Origin of the sequence: Nocardia iowensis, assembly GCF_019222765.1 — a bacterium.
GTDB lineage: Bacteria > Actinomycetota > Actinomycetes > Mycobacteriales > Mycobacteriaceae > Nocardia > Nocardia iowensis.
The window spans coordinates 7,364,926-7,383,124 of record NZ_CP078145.1; the positions used below are offsets into that span (position 1 = coordinate 7,364,926).

The 18,199-nt window shown below is 67.4% G+C and carries 21 protein-coding genes; 14 read left to right on the forward strand and 7 right to left on the reverse strand.

Annotation, left to right across the window (positions count from 1 at the left end; all coding sequences use genetic code 11):
- Nucleotides 1-21 precede the first annotated feature (21 nt).
- On the reverse strand, nt 22-879 hold the full coding sequence (locus KV110_RS33935) for an SCO6745 family protein (protein WP_218471235.1): 858 nt from the start codon (nt 877-879) through the stop codon (nt 22-24).
- Nucleotides 880-1,317: 438 nt separating this feature from the next.
- On the opposite strand from KV110_RS33935, the gene KV110_RS33940 reads away from it, so the two are divergent.
- The 6 genes from KV110_RS33940 to KV110_RS33965 all read left to right on the forward strand — a co-directional run bounded on the left by KV110_RS33940 (nt 1,318) and on the right by KV110_RS33965 (nt 6,775).
- The gene (locus KV110_RS33940) at nt 1,318-3,099 is read left to right on the forward strand and encodes a DEAD/DEAH box helicase (protein ID WP_218471236.1); all 1,782 of its coding nucleotides are present in this window, start codon (nt 1,318-1,320) and stop codon (nt 3,097-3,099) included.
- 27 nt (nt 3,100-3,126) lie between these two features.
- Nucleotides 3,127-4,353, forward strand: coding sequence for an Rv3212 family protein (locus KV110_RS33945; protein WP_218471237.1), 1,227 nt, complete (start codon nt 3,127-3,129; stop codon nt 4,351-4,353).
- Between the two features lie 64 nt (nt 4,354-4,417).
- Nucleotides 4,418-4,924, forward strand: coding sequence for a nitroreductase family deazaflavin-dependent oxidoreductase (locus KV110_RS33950; protein ID WP_218471238.1), 507 nt, complete (start codon nt 4,418-4,420; stop codon nt 4,922-4,924).
- A gap of 57 nt (nt 4,925-4,981) precedes the next feature.
- Nucleotides 4,982-5,593, forward strand: a complete 612-nt coding sequence (locus tag KV110_RS33955; protein ID WP_218471239.1) for an acid phosphatase — start codon at nt 4,982-4,984, stop codon at nt 5,591-5,593.
- Nucleotides 5,590-6,075: a GNAT family N-acetyltransferase gene (locus KV110_RS33960; protein WP_218471240.1), complete on the forward strand. Its 486-nt coding sequence runs from the start codon at nt 5,590-5,592 to the stop codon at nt 6,073-6,075. Before KV110_RS33955 ends, KV110_RS33960 begins: the two co-directional genes overlap by 4 nt.
- A 10-nt stretch (nt 6,076-6,085) precedes the next feature.
- Nucleotides 6,086-6,775, forward strand: a complete 690-nt coding sequence (locus KV110_RS33965; RefSeq protein WP_218471241.1) for an endonuclease V — start codon at nt 6,086-6,088, stop codon at nt 6,773-6,775.
- Nucleotides 6,776-6,836: 61 nt separating this feature from the next.
- Here the strand turns inward: KV110_RS33965 and KV110_RS33970 are convergent, their stop codons facing one another.
- Nucleotides 6,837-7,265: a hypothetical protein gene (locus tag KV110_RS33970; protein WP_246634150.1), complete on the reverse strand. Its 429-nt coding sequence runs from the start codon at nt 7,263-7,265 to the stop codon at nt 6,837-6,839.
- A gap of 96 nt (nt 7,266-7,361) precedes the next feature.
- Between KV110_RS33970 and KV110_RS33975 the strand changes: the two genes are divergently transcribed.
- Together KV110_RS33975 and KV110_RS33980 are read left to right on the forward strand one after the other, a co-directional pair.
- On the forward strand, nt 7,362-8,306 hold the full coding sequence (locus tag KV110_RS33975) for a diacylglycerol/lipid kinase family protein (protein ID WP_218471242.1): 945 nt from the start codon (nt 7,362-7,364) through the stop codon (nt 8,304-8,306).
- Between the two features lie 252 nt (nt 8,307-8,558).
- Nucleotides 8,559-8,813: a WhiB family transcriptional regulator gene (locus tag KV110_RS33980; RefSeq protein ID WP_011211115.1), complete on the forward strand. Its 255-nt coding sequence runs from the start codon at nt 8,559-8,561 to the stop codon at nt 8,811-8,813.
- A gap of 228 nt (nt 8,814-9,041) precedes the next feature.
- Here KV110_RS33980 and KV110_RS33985 read toward each other — a convergent pair whose 3' ends face one another.
- The gene (locus KV110_RS33985; protein WP_218471243.1) at nt 9,042-10,556 is read right to left on the reverse strand and encodes a sensor histidine kinase; all 1,515 of its coding nucleotides are present in this window, start codon (nt 10,554-10,556) and stop codon (nt 9,042-9,044) included.
- Between the two features lie 22 nt (nt 10,557-10,578).
- The gene (locus tag KV110_RS33990) at nt 10,579-10,794 is read right to left on the reverse strand and encodes a biotin/lipoyl-binding carrier protein (RefSeq protein ID WP_218471244.1); all 216 of its coding nucleotides are present in this window, start codon (nt 10,792-10,794) and stop codon (nt 10,579-10,581) included.
- A gap of 135 nt (nt 10,795-10,929) precedes the next feature.
- Between KV110_RS33990 and KV110_RS42135 the strand changes: the two genes are divergently transcribed.
- The gene (locus KV110_RS42135; protein ID WP_110293457.1) at nt 10,930-11,004 is read left to right on the forward strand and encodes a 50S ribosomal protein bL37; all 75 of its coding nucleotides are present in this window, start codon (nt 10,930-10,932) and stop codon (nt 11,002-11,004) included.
- Between the two features lie 80 nt (nt 11,005-11,084).
- On the opposite strand, the gene rsrA is transcribed toward KV110_RS42135, so the two are convergent.
- Both rsrA and KV110_RS34000 read right to left on the reverse strand, forming a co-directional pair.
- Nucleotides 11,085-11,363 carry a mycothiol system anti-sigma-R factor gene (gene rsrA / locus KV110_RS33995; protein ID WP_218479231.1) on the reverse strand — a complete coding sequence of 93 codons (279 nt, stop codon included), beginning with the start codon at nt 11,361-11,363 and terminating at the stop codon, nt 11,085-11,087.
- Between the two features lie 20 nt (nt 11,364-11,383).
- Nucleotides 11,384-12,163, reverse strand: coding sequence for a sigma-70 family RNA polymerase sigma factor (locus KV110_RS34000; RefSeq protein WP_246634818.1), 780 nt, complete (start codon nt 12,161-12,163; stop codon nt 11,384-11,386).
- Between the two features lie 155 nt (nt 12,164-12,318).
- Here KV110_RS34000 and ybaK point away from each other — a divergent pair, with 155 nt between their 5' ends.
- Together ybaK and KV110_RS34010 are read left to right on the forward strand one after the other, a co-directional pair.
- Nucleotides 12,319-12,813, forward strand: a complete 495-nt coding sequence (ybaK, locus tag KV110_RS34005) for a Cys-tRNA(Pro) deacylase (RefSeq protein WP_218471245.1) — start codon at nt 12,319-12,321, stop codon at nt 12,811-12,813.
- A gap of 72 nt (nt 12,814-12,885) precedes the next feature.
- Entirely contained in the window at nt 12,886-13,200 is a 315-nt protein-coding gene (locus tag KV110_RS34010; RefSeq protein WP_218471246.1) for a hypothetical protein, read from the forward strand.
- Nucleotides 13,201-13,231: 31 nt separating this feature from the next.
- Here the strand turns inward: KV110_RS34010 and KV110_RS34015 are convergent, their stop codons facing one another.
- Entirely contained in the window at nt 13,232-14,017 is a 786-nt protein-coding gene (locus KV110_RS34015; protein ID WP_218471247.1) for an SOS response-associated peptidase, read from the reverse strand.
- A 204-nt stretch (nt 14,018-14,221) separates the two neighbouring features.
- On the opposite strand from KV110_RS34015, the gene KV110_RS34020 reads away from it, so the two are divergent.
- The 3 genes from KV110_RS34020 (at nt 14,222) to rsgA (ending at nt 18,143) form a co-directional block, all read left to right on the forward strand.
- Nucleotides 14,222-15,730: an aldehyde dehydrogenase family protein gene (locus tag KV110_RS34020; protein WP_218471248.1), complete on the forward strand. Its 1,509-nt coding sequence runs from the start codon at nt 14,222-14,224 to the stop codon at nt 15,728-15,730.
- A 98-nt stretch (nt 15,731-15,828) separates the two neighbouring features.
- A complete protein-coding gene (aroA, locus tag KV110_RS34025; protein WP_218471249.1) occupies nt 15,829-17,130 on the forward strand; it encodes a 3-phosphoshikimate 1-carboxyvinyltransferase in 1,302 nt (433 codons plus the stop codon).
- Nucleotides 17,127-18,143: a ribosome small subunit-dependent GTPase A gene (rsgA, locus tag KV110_RS34030; protein ID WP_218479233.1), complete on the forward strand. Its 1,017-nt coding sequence runs from the start codon at nt 17,127-17,129 to the stop codon at nt 18,141-18,143. Before aroA ends, rsgA begins: the two co-directional genes overlap by 4 nt.
- Nucleotides 18,144-18,199: the final 56 nt, after the last annotated feature.

Here is an 18,199-nt window from a genome sequence, read left to right on the forward strand (position 1 = left end):
ACAGGCAAGTCCGGTTTGCCGCTATTGCCGCACCATGCCGGTGGGGTTCAGTGGCGGCACGACCGTGTCCAGCAGCCGCTTGACCAACGGCGCGAGCGAGGTCGTCAGCTCGGTGACGGCGTCGGCGGACAGCACCGCCAGCGCGCCGTTCCAGGCCGCCTCGTCGGTGCTCGCCTCGACGCGCTCGAGCAGCGCCGCGCCGCTGCCGGTCAGCGCGGGGTTGGCCGGTTCACCCTCGACCGCTCCCCTGGCCCGCAATTCGTCGAACGCGTCCGACCACTCCCGTTCGGACAACCCGCGCGCCTGCCGCATCACCGATTCCGCCGCCTTGCCCGCGGCGACCTGCATGATCAACGCTTGGCGGCCGGTCAGGCCGTGCGTCACCAGCGCGGCCACGTGCCCGTCACCGCGATGCTCCCGCAAGGTGGAGCTCAGCTGCCATAACGCACCGACCGGGTCCGCAGGCAGCGGTAGCGCCGCGTTCGCCGCGGCGAGCGGCCTGCCGGTCAGGTCGGCGGTGGCTTGCACCGGCGCGAGCAGCTCGACCGCGCGAGCGCATTCCGCGTCACCCGCGCCGTTGTCCCGGAGCAGGGTGGTGGACAGGTCGAGCCTGACCTGCAGGCACTGCTCCGGCGTGGCCCGTGACCAGGCCTCGGGTAGTGCCTTACGCACCATTTCCGGGTGGAAACCGGCGAAGGTCGCCAGCACTGTGGCGGGGGTCACCGCACCGAGCGGCGCGGCCCGAAATGCGAAGTATGTTTGCCAGTAGCCACGCAGTCCGATCGCGACACCCGCCTCCTTGACACCGGTGCCGAAATAGACCACGTCATGTAGTGGTTCGAGGGTGGTCCAGATTTGCCGCGCGAGATGAATTGCCATGTCGCGCAGCGTACGTCGAGGAACCGCGCAAGGAAACCGGACTTCGGTTTTCGAATAATCGGCAGCGGCAATTCGAGCCGCGCACAATATCACGCTACAATCGCACCGGACAACGAAAAGTTTCCCTCGACCGAGTTGCCAGATCTGTGCGTTCACCGCCCCGCGGTACCCACCGATCGGCATAACGAGCAGAGGTTTCGTCGTTCAGGAAAATGTGCGCGCACCAGCTCCGCATCACCAGTGCGCCGCGCCGATATCTCCCGAGGTAGCCGCCCCGAGCGTGGCAACCGGAAGACATCGCGAGCGTGGCCGGGTGAGTATCACAGGCGGAGACGTGGTCGTCGCGGGCCGACCGGTCCGCCCCACCTCGTGCGCGCGGGACGCGATTACGAGGAAGGCACGAACCTGAGCAAGATCACTGTCGAACAGGAACCCGGAGTGGCGGAGACGCTGTTGACCGCCGAACTGGACGCAACGCATACCGCACCGACATTTGCCGAATTGGGCGTTCGCGACGAAATCGTGCGCGCGCTCAACGAGATCGGCATCGAACGTACTTTCGCCATTCAGGAACTCACCCTGCCGCTGGCGCTCGCCGGTGAGGATCTCATCGGCCAGGCCCGGACCGGCATGGGTAAGACCTTCGGCTTCGGCGTGCCGCTGCTGCACCGCATCGCCACCGCCGATACCGGCACCACGCCGCTGGACGGCACCCCGCGGGCACTGATCATCGTGCCGACGCGCGAGCTGTGCATCCAGGTCACCTCCGATCTGGAGAACGCGGGCAAATACCTGAAGAACCACCAGGGCGCGCTGAAGGTGGCCTCCATCTACGGTGGCCGTCCCTACGAGTCGCAGATCGCGGCGCTGCGCAACGGCGTGGACGTCGTCGTCGGCACCCCCGGCCGCCTGCTGGACCTGGCCAACCAGAACCACCTGATCCTCGGCAAGATCGGCGTGCTGGTCCTGGACGAGGCCGACGAGATGCTCGACCTCGGCTTCCTGCCGGATATCGAGCGCATCCTGACCATGGTCCCCGACAAGCGCCAGACCATGCTGTTCTCGGCGACCATGCCCGGCCCGATCATCACCCTGGCCCGCACGTTCCTGAGCCGCCCGACGCACATCCGGGCCGAGGAGCCGCACGATTCGGCCATCCACGACCGCACCGCGCAGTTCGTCTACCGCGCGCATGCGCTGGACAAGAGCGAGCTGGTCGCCAAGATCCTGCAGGCCGAGGGCCGCGGCGCGACCATGATCTTCACCAGGACCAAGCGCACCGCGCAGAAGGTCGCCGACGATCTCGCCGAGCGCGGTTTCTCGGTCGGCGCCGTGCACGGCGACCTGGGGCAGATCGCTCGCGAAAAGGCGCTCACCAAGTTCCGCAAGGGCGGCATCGACGTGCTCGTCGCGACCGACGTCGCGGCCCGTGGCATCGACATCGACGACATCACCCACGTCATCAACTACCAGTGCCCCGAGGACGAGAAGACCTACGTGCACCGGATCGGGCGCACCGGCCGGGCCGGGCGCACCGGTATCGCGGTGACGCTGATCGACTGGGACGAGCTGAACCGGTGGGCGGGCATCGACAAGGCGCTCGGCCTCGGCATCGCCGAACCCGTCGAGACGTACTCGAGCTCGCCGCATCTGTTCGCCGAACTCGGCATCCCCGCGGGCGTGACCGGCACGGTCCGCAAGACCAAGCCGGAGCGGGACGAGGACGCGGTCGTGGTGGAGCGCCCGGCGCGGGCCCCGCGCAAGCGCAATCGCAAGCGCACCGTGCGTGGTCAGCCGATCGACGAGACGCAGCCGAACGGCAACGAGTCTGCGGGCAGCGCGTCCAACGGCACCGCGTCCAATGGCACCGAGGACACCGCGCCGCGCAACGGCGCACATCCGGCCGATGACGCATCTGCCGACGCCGACGAGAACGGCGACAAGCCGGCTCGCCGTCGTCGTTCTCGGCGGCGCAAGCCCGCAGGCGAGTCCGACGCGGGCAACGACAGCGGCGGCGAGGACAGCGCTGGCGACTCGAACGAGCACGGCGCTCGCGCCGCCAACGAGGACAGCACCCGCAGCTCGAACGAGCACGGCACCGACGATGCGGAGTCGGGCGATCAGCCCGCGCGGCGCAGGCGCCGTCGCCGCAAGCCTGCCGGTGACGGCACCGCCGAAGGCGCTGGCAGCACGGTGGAGCCCGCCACGGCTTCGGTCTGACCGACCGGATCCGTTACTCTCGCAATCGTGCTCGCACCCGAGCGGCGAACGCGCGCCGACGTCATCTCCGCTGTCGCGATCGCCGTGCTCGTGGTGATCGCGGCAGTGGTGGTCTGGGCACGCGGCGATGCGCGCGGCACCGAATCGGTGACCGCGACCTCGCCCGTGCCGACACCGGTTGCCGCGGACCAATTACCGACCTCGCTGCGCGAACTGTGGCACGCGCCGAACGCCGCATCCGCCAGGGCGTTGACCTCCGGCGGCGTCGCGGTCACCGGTGACGACGGCACGGTCACCGGCCACGACCCACGCACCGGCGAGGACCTGTGGCATTACCGGCGCGACATGCCGCTCTGCGGGATCGAAGGCCAGTTCGGCACCGTGGTCGCGGTGTACCGGGATCAGCGTGGTTGCAGTCAGGCCACCCTGCTGGCGGGCGAGAACGGGGCAAGGCGCACCGCGCGCAGCAGCTACATGGATCCGTCCGTTCGGCTGTCGGTCGACGGCACCTATGTGCTGGCGCAGGGGCCGAAGCGGCTGGAGATGTGGCGCTCGGATCTGGTGCGCACCATCGAATACGGGTTCGTCGACGCACCGGTGAACGTGAAAACCCAACCGCGCAAGGGTTGCTCGCTGCTGTCGTCGGGCTCGAGCCCGTCCCGGCTCGTCGTGCTGGAACGCTGCCCCGACGATCCGGCCAACCGGCTGACCGTGTTGAATCCCGCGCCGAAGGACAACACCGTCCCCGAGGAGCACGGCTCGCACACGCTGATCGGTCCTGGAGCGGATTCCCCCGAGGCACGAGTACTCGCCGTGTCGGACAGCAGGATCGTGCTCTACCTGCCGGGGTCGACCGGTGCGGAACCGGCGCCGCCACGGCTCGCCGTCTACGACGCGACCGGTAATCCGATTGTGGTGCACCAGCTTTCGGCACCGCTCAGCGACAAGACGACGACCACCCGAATCGGTTCGGCCTATTTGGTTTTCACCGGCAACAGCGTGATCGCGTTGAACGGCAGCACCTTCGACCCGGTCTGGACCGCGGCCGGAGCGCTGGGCTCCCCCGCCCTGATGGCGGGCAGGCTGCTGATGCCGAGCGCCGGGGCGCTCGTCGCGCTCGATCCGGCGTCCGGCACCGAGGTCGGCCGCATCCCGGTGGAACGTCCCGGCTACACCGGCGCCCCCATCTCCCTCGCGGTGCTCGGCACCACCATCCTCGAACAGCGCGGCACCGAGTTGCACGCCCTCGGCTGACCGGGTCACTCCGCCGGGAAAAATGTGGGATTGATTTGTCGGTGGGGTGCGGCAGACTGCCGGAATGACCGAATCCGAGCCCACGGCAGCCGAACCGAGTCGCGACATCACTTCCTTCGACGACCCCGAGGCACCGTGGAACCAGGAATACTCCGAAGAGGAGATGGCCAATTGGAATGACGGTGTGGTGGCGGAATTCCGCGCGAACGACGGGAAGGTCGGCGGTGCCTACGCCGGTGCCGAACTCCTGCTGCTGACCACGACGGGCGCCAAGAGCGGCAAGAAGCGCACCATTCCGCTGGGCGTGCTGCGCCGCGGCGAAACCATGTACCTGAGTTCGTTCATCGAGGACAAGTACCCGGCCTGGTATCACAACGTCAAGGCCGATCCGCGCGTCACCGTGGAGTTCGGCGGCAAGACCTACCAGGGCACCGCCAAAGCCCTCGACGGCGCCGAGTACGACGAGTTCGCCGGGTGGGTGCTCGAGCACAATCCGCTGCTCGCGGACTACCAGTCCAAGATCGAACGCCCACTCCCCTTGGTCGTGTTGACCCTGGACCAGTCCGAATAGCCGCCGGTACGGACGGCCGGGAGGCACGGCTCGGCAGGGGTGAACCATGATGGATCCATGTCCGTACTCGACGATGCCCGACTAGTGCTGCTTCGACACGGCGAGACCACCTGGTCCACCCAGCACCGCCACACCGGCCGTACCGACCTGCCGCTCACCGAGCGCGGCGAGGAACAGGCCAGGGCGGCGGGCCCGCTGCTGACCGCGCTGAAGCTGCGGGACCCCCTCGTCCTTACCAGCCCACGCCAGCGCGCGGTGCGCACCGCGGCGCTCGCGGGCCTCGCCGACACCACGGTCGACGACGACTTGGCCGAGTGGGACTACGGCGACTACGAGGGGCTGACCACCCCCGAGATCCGCGAGACCGCACCGGGCTGGACCATCTGGACCGGCACCGTACCGGGCGGCGAGTCCGCGGACGCGGTGCTGGCCCGCGCCGATCGAGTGCTCGCCTCGGTGGAACCACAACTGCCCGAACGGGATATCGTGCTCGTCGGGCACGGACACTTCTCCCGGGCGTTGATCACCCGCTGGGCCGAATTCGACATCAGGGAGGGCCGCCGGTTCGCCATGTCGACCGGCGCGGTGACCGTGCTCGGCTATGAACACGATGTGCGAACGATCCTGGCGCACAACCTGACTCGCACCGCCAACGGAGCAACACTGTGACTGTAGAACTGCGCCGCGCCGTCCCCGCCGACGTGCCCGGCCTGGTCGGCCTCGTCCACGACCTGGCCGAGTACGAGAAGGCGAGCGACGAGTGCACGGTCACCGCGGCACAACTGGACACCGCCTTGTTCGGCCCGACACCGAAGGTCTTCGCCCACGTGGTGGCCGAAGACGGTGAGCTGGTCGGCTGCGCGATCTGGTTCCTCAACTTTTCCACCTGGAACGGCGTGCACGGTATCTACCTGGAAGACCTCTACGTCAAGCCGGAAACGCGCGGGAAGGGCTACGGCAAGGCCTTGCTCGCCACGCTCGCGAAGGAAGCCGTCGACAACGGCTACGGCCGGCTCGACTGGGCCGTGCTGACATGGAACAAACCCTCGATCGATTTCTACGAATCCCTCGGTGCCGCACCGCAGAACGAGTGGGTCGGCTACCGCCTCACCGGCGACGCACTCGGCAAGCTGGCCAAGGAAGCGCAGTAGTTCACCGACGATGACATGGCTCACGCACATCGATGAGGACGCCTGGCCGGCCACGCCGGACCAGGCCATCGCGATCCAGGACGAACTTCGGCCGAAGGTCGAGACCACCAGGAAGACAAGGGAATTCGGCACCATTGCCGGACTCGACTGCGCCTATGCCGACAGCGGCGCAGTCGCCGCGGCCGTCGTCGTGCTGGACGCGATTACGCTGCAGACCGTCGATTCGGCTGTCGCGCACGGCACTTCGGCATTTCCCTACTATCCGGGGCTGCTCGCGTTCCGCGAGTTACCCACCACCATGCGGGCACTCGAACGGCTCGGCGGCGCACCGGATCTCCTGGTCTGTGACGCACAGGGGCTGGCCCATCCACGACGCCTCGGCTTGGCCTGCCACATCGGGCTGCTCACCGGCGTACCGACGATCGGCGTCGCCAAATCCGTCTGGGGCGACTATCTCGAACCAGGACCCGAGCGCGGCGCCCGCACCGACGTCACCATCGATGGTGAGGTCGTCGGCAGTGCCATGCGCACCAGGGCGGGCGTGAAACCGGTCTTCGTCTCGGTCGGCCACCGCATCGACCTCGACACCGCCTGCGCCCAGGTCCTCGCCCTCACCCCCCGCTACCGCCTCCCCGAAACCACCCGCCGCGCCGACTCCCTCTGCCGCGCCGCCCTACGCACCGCTGCCGCCGCCAAATAGCGCGCACAACGGGACATGACGGCGGCCGTACCCGAACAATGCCGCGGTCATGTCCCGTTGATCATGAATTACTCGGGTCGGCTCCGTAGTCAGCGGCCATCCAGCGGGTGGACGGCGGGGCGAAGAGCAGGATCAGGGCGGTAACGACTACGACGCCCAGCAGGGCGCCGAAGACCGGCTGGTGGGAGTCGGTGAGCAAGGACCAGGTGACGGGGAGCAGCAACAGCTGGGCAATGACGGCGATCGCCCGGCCCCAACGCTTTCCGAGCAGCAGGCCGACGCCCGCCGCGAGCACGCCGCCGCCGAGGATGCCGAACCAAGCCGCCGTGCCGTACCCGCTGGCCGCCGACTGGTCGTGACCGAGCAGTCCGCGCACGATCAGCACGAGCGCGACGATCACGGCGACCGCACCCTCCAGCGTCACCAGCCCACCCGCACCACGCACCGTCGTCGGCACGCCACCGGAAACGTCATCCTTACCGTCAGCCACGCGCCAACTCTACGACCAGCGGTAGTGGGCTGCCCGCTGACCGCCCCGGTTCAGCGCCTTTCAAACCCGGGCCGCGCGGCAATTAAGCTGCGGGGCGTGCGGACGCTGCTGATCGTGAATCCGAATGCCACCTCGACCACTCCGGCGACTCGGGATCTGCTGGCGCACGCGCTGGAGAGCCGCACGCAGCTGACCGTCGCGCACACCCAGCATCGCGGCCACGCGGCCGAATTGGCGCAGTGGGCAGCGACCAACGAGATGGACCTGATCGTCGTGCACGGTGGCGACGGGACGGTCAACGAGACCATCAACGGATTCTTGCCGCTGCCCGAACTGAACGACGGGCAGGCGTGGCTGCCGCGCCTCGGCGTGATCCCAGGCGGCTCGGCGAATGTGTTCGCACGCGCACTCGGCATCTCACCGGACCCGGTGACCGCCACCAATCAGCTCATCGACCTGCTCACGCTGGACCGGGACCGCCGAATCGGGCTCGGCCTCGCCGACGACCGGTGGTTCACCTTCAGCGCGGGCGTCGGCCTGGATGCCGACGTCTGCGAGGCCATCGATGCCAGCCGCGCCAACGGCAAGACGGCCACCCCGGCGCGCTACCTTCGAACAACCGTGCGGCAGTTCTTCCGCGCCAAGCGCCGCGAGCCAAGCGTCCGAATCGAAGTCCCAGGCCACGAACCGGTCACCGATGTGCATTACGCCTTCGTAACGAACACCACTCCGTGGACCTACCTCGACAAGACCCCGGTGCACACCAACCCCGGCACAAGGTTCGAAGCGGGTCTCGGCGTGTTTGCCGTGCGTTCGATGTCTGTACTGCCTACACTGCTGCTTGCCAGGCAGCTCTTGGCAGTCGACGGAAACCCCAAGTCTCGCAATTTATTTCGCGAAGACAACGTTCCGTCCGTGCGCATCGAGACGAAGGAACCCATCGGTCTGCAAATCGATGGCGACTTTATCGGGAAGCGCAACGTGGTGGATTTCACGGCCGTGCCCGCCGTCTTGGATGTCGTGGCGCCGCGACCAGAGTGATGCATGAAACGCACGAAAAACATCGTGGTAGTGCTGCGAAAACTGGGTAGAGCGAGTACAAAGGACCGGGCAGGTTCCCCATGTGGGGGCCGTTAGAGCGTGAGCTTCCCCACGGTGCACCAGATACCTATTGACATCTACGGTGTTCGTGAAAGCATTCACAAGCAACCGTGCGGAAACATTCGAGTCGCACAAGTGAACGATCCACAAACCGTCGGCGCCATTTGCGGCGCCCAGCAAAGGAGCAGAGGAATGGACTGGCGCCACAAGGCCATCTGTCGCGACGAGGACCCCGAACTGTTTTTCCCGGTGGGTAACAGTGGTCCTGCGCTCGCGCAGATTGCCGATGCCAAGCTGGTCTGCGCTCGCTGCCCCGTTACCGCTGACTGCCTGTCCTGGGCCCTGAAGTCCGGACAGGATGCCGGCGTGTGGGGCGGTATGAGTGAAGACGAGCGCCGGGCGCTCAAGCGTCGCAACGCGCGCACGCGCACCCGCACCGTCGTCTGAGCAGACGATCGGATTTACCGGACCATTCAGCCCGGTCCGGTAATCGCATTTAAGCCCGGCACCCCCGAGGTGCCGGGCTCTCTTGTGCGGTCTTGCTTAGTTCGCAATTCCGCGAGGTTAGACCGGCTCGGTGTTTGTCTTCGTCCGTTGCGTTGGGTTCTTTGTCCTCAGTAGGAGCCCTCCCGGGCAGGGCGACCTTATCGTCGTTTCGCTATAGCGTTGGGGCACTTAACGACCGGAGCGACGGCCCAGCGGAACCCGCAGTACCGCATCGGTGCCGATGTCGGCGCCCGGATGCAGACCGATGGAACCGCCCAGTTCGGCGGTCACCAGGGTGCGCACGATTTGCAGTCCGAGCCGGTCGGAGGATTCCAGGCTGAAACCCGAGGGCAGGCCGCGGCCGTCGTCACTGATGATCACGTCGAGCCAGCGCGCCGAGCGCTCGGAACGGATTGTCACCGTGCCGTTCTCGCCGGAATCGAAGGCGTGCTCGATGGCGTTCTGCACCAGTTCGGTCAGCACCATCACCAGCGGAGTCGCGCGTTCGGCGGAGAAGACGCCGAGCGAGCCCGCCCGGCGCACCTTGATCCGGGCGGTGTGCACGGTGGCGACATCGGCCATGATCGGCAGCAGCCGGTCGACGACCTCGTCCAGATCGACTTCTTCATCCACCGACATCGACAGCATTTCGTGCACCGAGGCGATGGAGGTGACCCGGCGTACCGACTCGGTGAGCGCGACCTGCGCCTCCTCGTTCTCGGTGCGGCGCGCCTGTAGCCGCAGCAGCGCGGCGACGGTCTGCAGGTTGTTCTTCACCCGGTGGTGGATCTCCCGGATGGTGGCGTCCTTGCTGAGCAGCGCCCGGTCCCGGCGTTTGACCTCGGTGACATCGCGCACCAGCACCGCCGCGCCGGCCAATTCGCCGTGCGGGCGCAGCACCAGGGTGCGCAGCAGCACGGTCGCGCCGCGCGCCTCCACCTCCATCCGGCGGCCGGTGCGCCCGGCCAGTGCCGCCTGGATATCGCCGACCACCTCTTGAGCGTCGAACGGGTCGGTGATCAGCGAGCGGGTGAGGACCGCGAGATCCTGACCGGCCAAGTCGGCCTGCAATCCCATCCGGTGATAGGCGGACAGGGCGTTCGGGCTGGCGTAGACGACGGTGCCCTCGGTGTCGAGCCGGATGAAACCGTCACCGGCACGCGGGCTGGAATGGGTGGCCGCACGGTCCTCTGTGGTCGGGAAGGTGCCGTCGGCAATCATCTGGCACAGGTCGTCGGCGCAGGCTACATAGGCGATTTCGAGGGTGCTGCGGACCCGGGAACGCTGCACGTCGGTGTCCCGGCTCAGTACCGCGATGACATCGTCACCGCAGCGGACCGGGATGGCCTCGCGGACCGCGTGCACCGGGGTCGGGTGATACACGCCGGAGGTTTCCACATCGCGATCGGCGCGGACGATCTTGCCGGACATCAGCGCGTCGAACACCTGCGGATGGTCGGCCTGCAAAGCCAGGGTGCCGACCAGATCCTCCTGATGCACCGTCGGCGCCGTGGTGGGGCGGCATTGCGCGACACACACGATGTCGGCGCCCGCCGAGATGGGTCCGGCCCCCACCCAGAGCAGCAGATCGGCGAAGGACAGATCGGCAAGCAGCTGCCAATCCCCCACCACTCGCTGCAGATGATCCACAGCGACGCCGGGTAGGTCGGTGTGTTCGGCCAGTAGCTCGCTCAGTGTCGCCATGTAGATCTACCGCAGCAATCGATCAGGAGATCACGGCGATGAGATGACCGGCCTTGATCGCGTCGCCCTCTTTGACACCGATCGAGGTCACCGTGCCGCCGACCTCGGCGAGCACCGGAATCTCCATCTTCATCGACTCGAGGATCACCAGGGTGTCGCCTTCTTTGACCTCGTCACCTTCGGCGACCACGACCTGGTACACGACCGACACCAGTTCGGCGAGCACTTCCTCAGCCATGACACCCCATTCACTCGGTTGGTTCGGGCGGCTCGCTCGGTGGGTTCGAGCAGCCCAGCCGTGCGGCCTGCATCCGCTGAAGGTACAGCCAACCACACATGAAACAATGGCCTTCAATCAGAAGGGAGACTACTCATGGGTAAGCGCGGACGTAAGAAGCGTAGTCGCAAGGGCAACGCGGCCAACCACGGCAAGCGGCCAAACTCCTGAGCTACGGCTCGGCCGAAAAACGCAGAGCGGCACGCACTTCCATCGAGAAGGCGTGCCGCTCAGTTGTTTATCGGACGAGGCTAGGAGTCGGCGGTGTCAACCTTGCTGGACTCCACCTGGGTCGTCGTGACGGTCCGGCGGATCTCGAAGGTCAGCCGCTCGCGCAGGGCATCCGGTGCGCGGTCGCCGCCGCACTTGCGGCTCAGCAGCCCCTTGATCTTCTCTTCGATGCCGTAGGCCTCGATGCAGGGCGAGCAGTGGTCCATGTGGTGCTGCAGCCGCGCACGGGTCTCGTCGTTGCACTCACCGTCGAGCATCAGCCAGATGTCGGTGAGTACGGCCGTGCAGTCGAGGTCCATATCGGGGTCCCGCTCGGCGTTCACTGCTTGACCTCCTGGCGTTCCCCCGAACGGTTGAATCCACGCTCGCGCGCCACGTCGGCGAGCAAACCCTTGAGCTGCTTGCGGCCGCGGTGCAGCCGGGACATCACGGTACCGATGGGGGTGCCCATGATGTCGGCGATTTCCTTATACGGGAAGCCTTCGACATCGGCGTAGTACACGGCCATCCGGAATTCCTCCGGCAGCTCCTGCAGCGCGGCCTTGATGTCGTCGTCGGGCAGCGCATCCAGCGCCTCGACCTCGGCCGAACGCAGGCCCTGCGAGGTGTGCTCGGCGGTGGCCGCGAGCTGCCAGTCGGTGATCTCGTCGGTCGGATACTGGGCGGGCTGGCGCTGCTTCTTGCGGTAGGAGTTGATGTAGGTGTTGGTCAGGATCCGGTACAGCCAGGCACGGAGGTTGGTGCCTTCCTTGAAGGACTTGAACCCCTGGAACGCCTTGACGTAGGTCTCCTGCACCAGGTCTTCGGCGTCGGCCGGGTTCCTGGTCATCCGCAGCGCGGCACCGTAGAGCTGGTCGAGCAGCGGGAGCGCGTCACGCTCGAACCGCTGGGCCAGCTCCGTATCGTCGACCGCGGCACCGACACCGTCGGTCACCACGTCATCGTCGCTCGTCACACCTGTCCCTTCGATTGCCGTACCTGCCAAATCTACCGGCAGTGGCAATTCGAAGGGGAATCCGGCTTCCGGCGGAGACGCCTTCGTCCCTATCGGACGTTCGTCGAGCAGCACGGGCACCGACATCTCCTTCACGTCATTCATGGGGCTGATCACCGGCGTCAGCGGGATGTCCGGCCCGGCCGAGCGGTGTGTACTCGCTTCCAACATGCGAGACACGTCCTGTGTTCCCGCAGCAAAATCCCGGCATGACAAAAACGGTTGCGGTCCCGGCGGGTCGCGTCGTTAGGGTGTCCGCCATGGCAGCAGCCTCGACCCCCGCGATCCGCGCGCTGACCCAGGCCGAGGTGGCCCATCGGGTGCACGCCTACAAACACGATCCGCGCAGCGATTCCTACGGCACCGAGGCGGTGGCCGCGCTCGCCGGGGAACTGGGGGTGACGGCGGCGCAGATCTTCAAGACGCTGGTGCTCGAATTGTCGAGCGGTTCGCTCGCCGTCGCGGTACTTCCGGTGCCGAATACGTTGTCGCTCAAGGCCGCCGCGGCCGCGCTCGGGGTGCCGAAGGCGAGCATGGCCGACAAGGCGAAAGCCGAACGGACGACCGGGTACGTGCTCGGCGGCATCTCCCCGCTCGGCCAGCGCAAGCTGTTGCCGACCGTGGTCGACGACTCGGCGCTGACCTGGGACCGCATCCTCTGTAGCGCCGGGCGGCGCGGGCTGGAGATCGAGGTCGCACCGGCCGATCTGGTCCGGCTGACCTCGGCGGTGACCGCCACGGTGAGAACGGGGTAATCCACTCGATTCGACACAATCTGTGCGTCAATGGACGGGCCAGATTCGTCCGACTCGAGGATGTGATGCGAAATGTCCGCGCAACAGCGTGTCCGGATCATGATCGTCGCCCTGCTCGGAACGCTCGCCTTGGCCCTCGGCGCGATGGCGCTGCCGGCTCCGACGGCCACCGCGGCGCCGCCGACCGCAACCGAGATCGACTTCCCGTTCGACGGCTTGGGCAAGGATGACGCCCCGAGCACGCCGAACGCACCGAAATCGAACGACCCGTCCGGCAAGGCCGAAAAGCTCGGTGGCACCGTCACCACGCGGGTCATCGACCTGGTCACCGGCATCGTCAAATGCGGGCTCAATATCGCGACGCCGAGCGTACGGTGCTCGATCTGACGGACTGAAACCCGAACCGGAAGCCGGGCGATCAGAGCAAGCTGATCTGCTCGGCTTCTTCCTGTTCCGACACTCGCGCGAGCAGCTCAGGCCCATTGTTCTTCACGCTGTTGACCAGCGTCGGCACCGGTCGCGCCACGATCCCCGCGATCGATTCCTCGCTCGGTGTCTCCAGCAGGCTCGCCGGTGCGGGATGGTCCGGATCGAGCCAGGCGTCCCAGTGCTGCTTCGGCATCGGCAGCGGCATCCGGTCGTGGATGCGGGTCAGGTCGCCGACCGCGTCGGTGGTCAGGATCGTGCAGGACAGCAGCGGCTCGCTGTCGGGCAGCGACCGGTCGCGCCACACCGACCACAGGCCGGCCATGTACAGCCGCGAGCCGTCGGCCTGCGACATGAAGAAGGGCTTCTTGGCCACCTTCCCCTTCGCGCCCGAATCCGGCTCGACGACCCACTCGTACCAGCCGTCCATCGGCACCAGGCAGCGCCGATACTTCACCGCGTCCCGGAACGAGGGTGTCGTCGCCGCCTTGTCGGCGCGCGCGTTGAACAGCGGCTTGCCCTTCACCGGAACGCCCGGTTCGGCGGGCTTGGTCCATACCGGGATCAGACCCCAGCGCATGCGCCGGATCCGCAGCTTGGGCTCGTCGTCCTGGTGGCCGTGCTCGTGCCGCTCGACGACGGTGAGCACCTGGCTCGTCGGCGCGACGTTGTAATTGGTGAAATTGCCCGAGCCCCCCGTGCTTTCGGTTTCATCGATAGCATCCAGCTCGACCGCGAGCCGGCCGGGGTCTGTCGTGGTCGCATATCGTCCGCACATATCTCGATACTCCCACTCGACACCGACAGTCTCATGGACAATTGATCCATAGCTGGTGACCAGTTGAGAGTTTTGACCTAACATTCTCTCAGAGGATGGGTGGTCCGTGCCCGTCCGCTGACGCATGCGCACCGACCGGCCGCCACCAGGAGCAATCGGGCCCACGTCGTCCCGAGCACCCACCCGCAAGAGGAGAGACCCACCGTGACATCCACCGACACCAAACCTGCCGACCACGACACGGCGCTCACGTCGGTCAATCCCGCCACGGGCGAGGTCATCGCCACCCACCCGATCGCGGACGAGGACGCGGTGCGCGCGGCCGTCGCGAAGGCCCGGGCGGCCGCCGCCACCTGGGGCGCGCTGAGCTACGACGAGCGCAAGACGCACCTGCTGCGCTGGTCGAGCCAGCTGGTCGCCGATTCCGACGAGTTCTGCCAGCTGATCCACGCCGAGAACGGCAAGCCGCTCGACGACGCCTTCCTGGAACTGATGCTCGCGCTCGAGCACATCGCCTGGGCGGCCAAGAACGCCAAGAAGGTGCTCTCGCCCAAGAAGGTCTCGCCCGGCGCGTTCATGTCGAACTTCGCCGCCAGGGTCGAGCAGCGACCGCTCGGCGTCGTCGGCGTGATCGGCCCGTGGAACTACCCGGTCTACACGCCCAACGGCTCCATCGGCTACGCGCTCGCCGCGGGCAACACCGTGGTGTTCAAGCCGAGCGAATACTCGACCAGCATCGGCAATTTCCTGGCCGCGGCGTTCGCCAAGGCCAATCCCGATCTGCCCGAGGGCGTGTTCATCACGATCAATGGCTATGGCGCGACCGGCGCGGCGCTGGTCAAGTCGGGCGTCGACAAGCTCGCGTTCACCGGCTCGACCGCGACCGGCAAGCGGATCATGGCCGCGGCCGCCGAGAACCTCACCCCGGTGCTGCTCGAATGCGGCGGCAAGGACGCCGTGATCGTGGCCGGTGACGCGAACGTGAAGGCCGCCGCCGACGCGGTCGCCTGGGGCGCCACCGCCAACAGCGGCCAGACCTGCGCGGGTGTGGAGCGGGTGTACGTCGACCGTTCGGTGCGCGACGAGTTCGTCGCCGAGGTAAAGAAGATCCTGGAAAAGATCGGCCCCGGCTCGGGTGCCGAGGCCGCCTACGGCCCGATGACCATGCCGAGTCAGGTCGACATCGTGCGCCGCCACATCGAGTCCGCGCTGAAGAACGGCGGCACCGCCGTGCTCGGCGGCCCGGAATCGGTGAAGGCGCCGTTCATCGAACCGGTGGTGCTGGTCGACGTGGACGAGAAGTCCGAGGCGGTGCAGGAGGAAACCTTCGGCCCGACGGTCACCATCCGCACCGTCGACGGCGTGGACGAGGCGGTCGAGCTGGCCAACAGCTCCAAGTACGGGCTGTCCTCGGCGGTGTACTCGAAGAAGAACGGGCTCGAGATCGCGCGCAGGCTGCACGTCGGCGCCACCTCGGTGAACTCGGTGCTCGCCTTCGCCGCCATCCCCGGCCTGCCGTTCGGCGGCGTCGGCGATTCCGGCATCGGCCGCATCCACGGCGAGCCCGGCCTGCGCGAATTCGCCCGCCCGCACTCGATCGCGGTGCAGCGCTTCGCGATTCCCGGCATGGCGTTGCTCAGCTACTCGCGCACCCAGTCCACCATGAAGCTGCTGCGCAAGTTGGTTCCGTTCATCCACGGCCGCCACAAGTAGGTGAATTGCGTTGCGTGGCATCTCGGCCGCGAACACGCAGCGCCGCAGGCGGTGCAAATTGAACACCGCCCGTGTGTTCGGTCCGGTGATGGGTGAAGATGGAACACGTGAGTTTCTGGCCAGCGCCCTATGTCGATGTCCCTGTGCACGCGACCGTGACCTTGCCCGGATCGAAGTCGATCACGAACCGGGCATTGATCTTGGCCGCCCTGGCCGACGGCCCGTCGACGCTGACCGGTGCGCTGCGCAGCCGGGACACCAACCTGATGATCGCGGCGCTGTGCGCGCTCGGCACGAGCATCGAGGGCGACGGTGAGACGCTGACGGTGACCCCGGCCCCGCTGCGCGGCGGCGCCGTCGACTGCGGCCTCGCGGGCACGGTGATGCGTTTCCTGCCGCCGCTGGCCGCGCTCGCCGCGGGCGATGTGGCGTTCGACGGTGACGCGCAGGCCAGGCTTCGCCCGCTCAGCACCATCTTGGACGCGCTGCGCAGCCTCGGCGCGGAGATCGACGGCAGCGCGCTGCCGTTCACGGTGCACGGCAAGGGTGCGCTGCGCGGCGGCGCGGTGACCATCGATGCCTCCGGTTCCTCGCAATTCGTGTCCGGCCTGCTGCTGTCGGCGGCCCGGTTCGACGAGGGCCTGATCGTGCATCACGACGGCAAGGCACTGCCGTCGATGCCGCACATCGAGATGACCGTCGAGATGCTGCGCCGGGCGGACGTGCAGGTGCAGGCGCCCGAGCACAGCCGTAAGGCGCAGACCTGGCAGGTGGCACCCGGACCCATCCGCGCGGTGGACTGGGATGTCGAGCCGGATCTGTCCAATGCGACGCCGTTCCTCGCCGCCGCCGCCGTCACCGGGGGCGAGGTCAAGATCCCGCACTGGCCGCGGCTCACCACCCAGCCGGGCGATGTGATCCGCGAGATCCTGGTGCGGATGGGCGCCGAGGCGCGCATCTTCGACGGCGTGCTGACCGTGCAGGGCCCGGATCGTCTGGCCGGCATCGATATCGACCTGCACGACGTCGGCGAGTTGACCCCGACGGTCGCGGCATTGGCCGCACTGGCCGAATCCCCGTCCTTGCTGCGCGGCATCGCGCACCTGCGCGGGCACGAGACCGACCGGCTCGCCGCGCTGTCCACCGAGATCAACCGGCTCGGCGGCAAGGTCACCGAGACTCAGGACGGACTAGAGATCGTGCCCGCCGAATTGCACGGTGGCCGTTGGCATTCCTACGCCGACCACCGAATGGCCACGGCCGGAGCGATTCTCGGCCTGCGAGTGCCCGGCATCGAGATCGAGGACATCGGCACCACCGCCAAGACACTGCCGAATTTCGTTGCGCTGTGGGAGCGGATGCTCGATCCCACGCTCTCCGATCAAGGGGCGGCGCACTGAAAAAGCGCGAGTACGACGAATCCGACGTCCGGGTACGCCCGGGCAAGAGTTCGCGTCCCCGCACGAAAACCCGTCCGCAGCACAATGACGCGGAATCGGCCATGGTGGTGGCGGTGGATCGCGGCCGATGGGGTTGTGTGCTCGGCGGCGATCCGACTCGGCAGATCGTCGCCATGCGCGCCAGAGAACTGGGCCGCACGCCGATCGTGGTCGGTGATCAGGTGGACGTGGTGGGCGACCTGTCCGGCCGACCCGACTCGCTGGCTCGCATCGTCCGGGTCACCGAACGCCGAACGGTGTTGCGGCGCACCGCCGATGACACCGATCCGTTCGAGCGGATCGTGGTCGGCAATGCCGAGCAGCTGTTCATGGTGGTCGCGCTCGCCGACCCGCCGCCGCGCACCGGTTTCGTCGAACGCTGCATGGTCGCCGCGTATGCCGGTGGGTTGCACCCGGTGCTGTGCCTGACCAAACACGACTTGGCCGCCGAGTCCGAATTCGCTTCCGCCTTCGAGGATCTCGACCTCACCATCGTCTACGGTGGCGTCGACGACCCGCTCGAGCCGGTGCTCGAACTGCTCACCGGACGACTCACCGCCTTCATCGGCCACTCCGGCGTCGGCAAGTCGACGCTGGTGAATCGCCTTGTGCCGGACGCGTATCGGGCTGTCGGCGAAGTCTCCGGGGTCGGCAAGGGCAAACACACCTCTACCCAGTCGGTCGCGCTGCCCCTCCCCGGCGGCGGCTGGGTGATCGACACCCCCGGCATCCGCTCCTTCGGCCTGGCCCACATCACCCCCGACGACGTGGTCGCCGCCTTCAGCGACCTCGCCGCCGCCATCGAGGACTGCCCGCGCGGCTGCACCCATCTCGGCCCACCCGCCGACCCCGAATGCGCACTGGACAAACTCCCCGGCAAGGAGCGCCGGGTGGCCGCCATCCGGCTCTTGCTCACCGCCCTGAACTCCAACGACCATTGGCGCACCAACAGCGGCCCGAGCACCATCGATTAGTGCTGGTCGGGTGACCCAGTTGGGGACGTTCCCCACTGAGTGGCACGGGCAGCCTC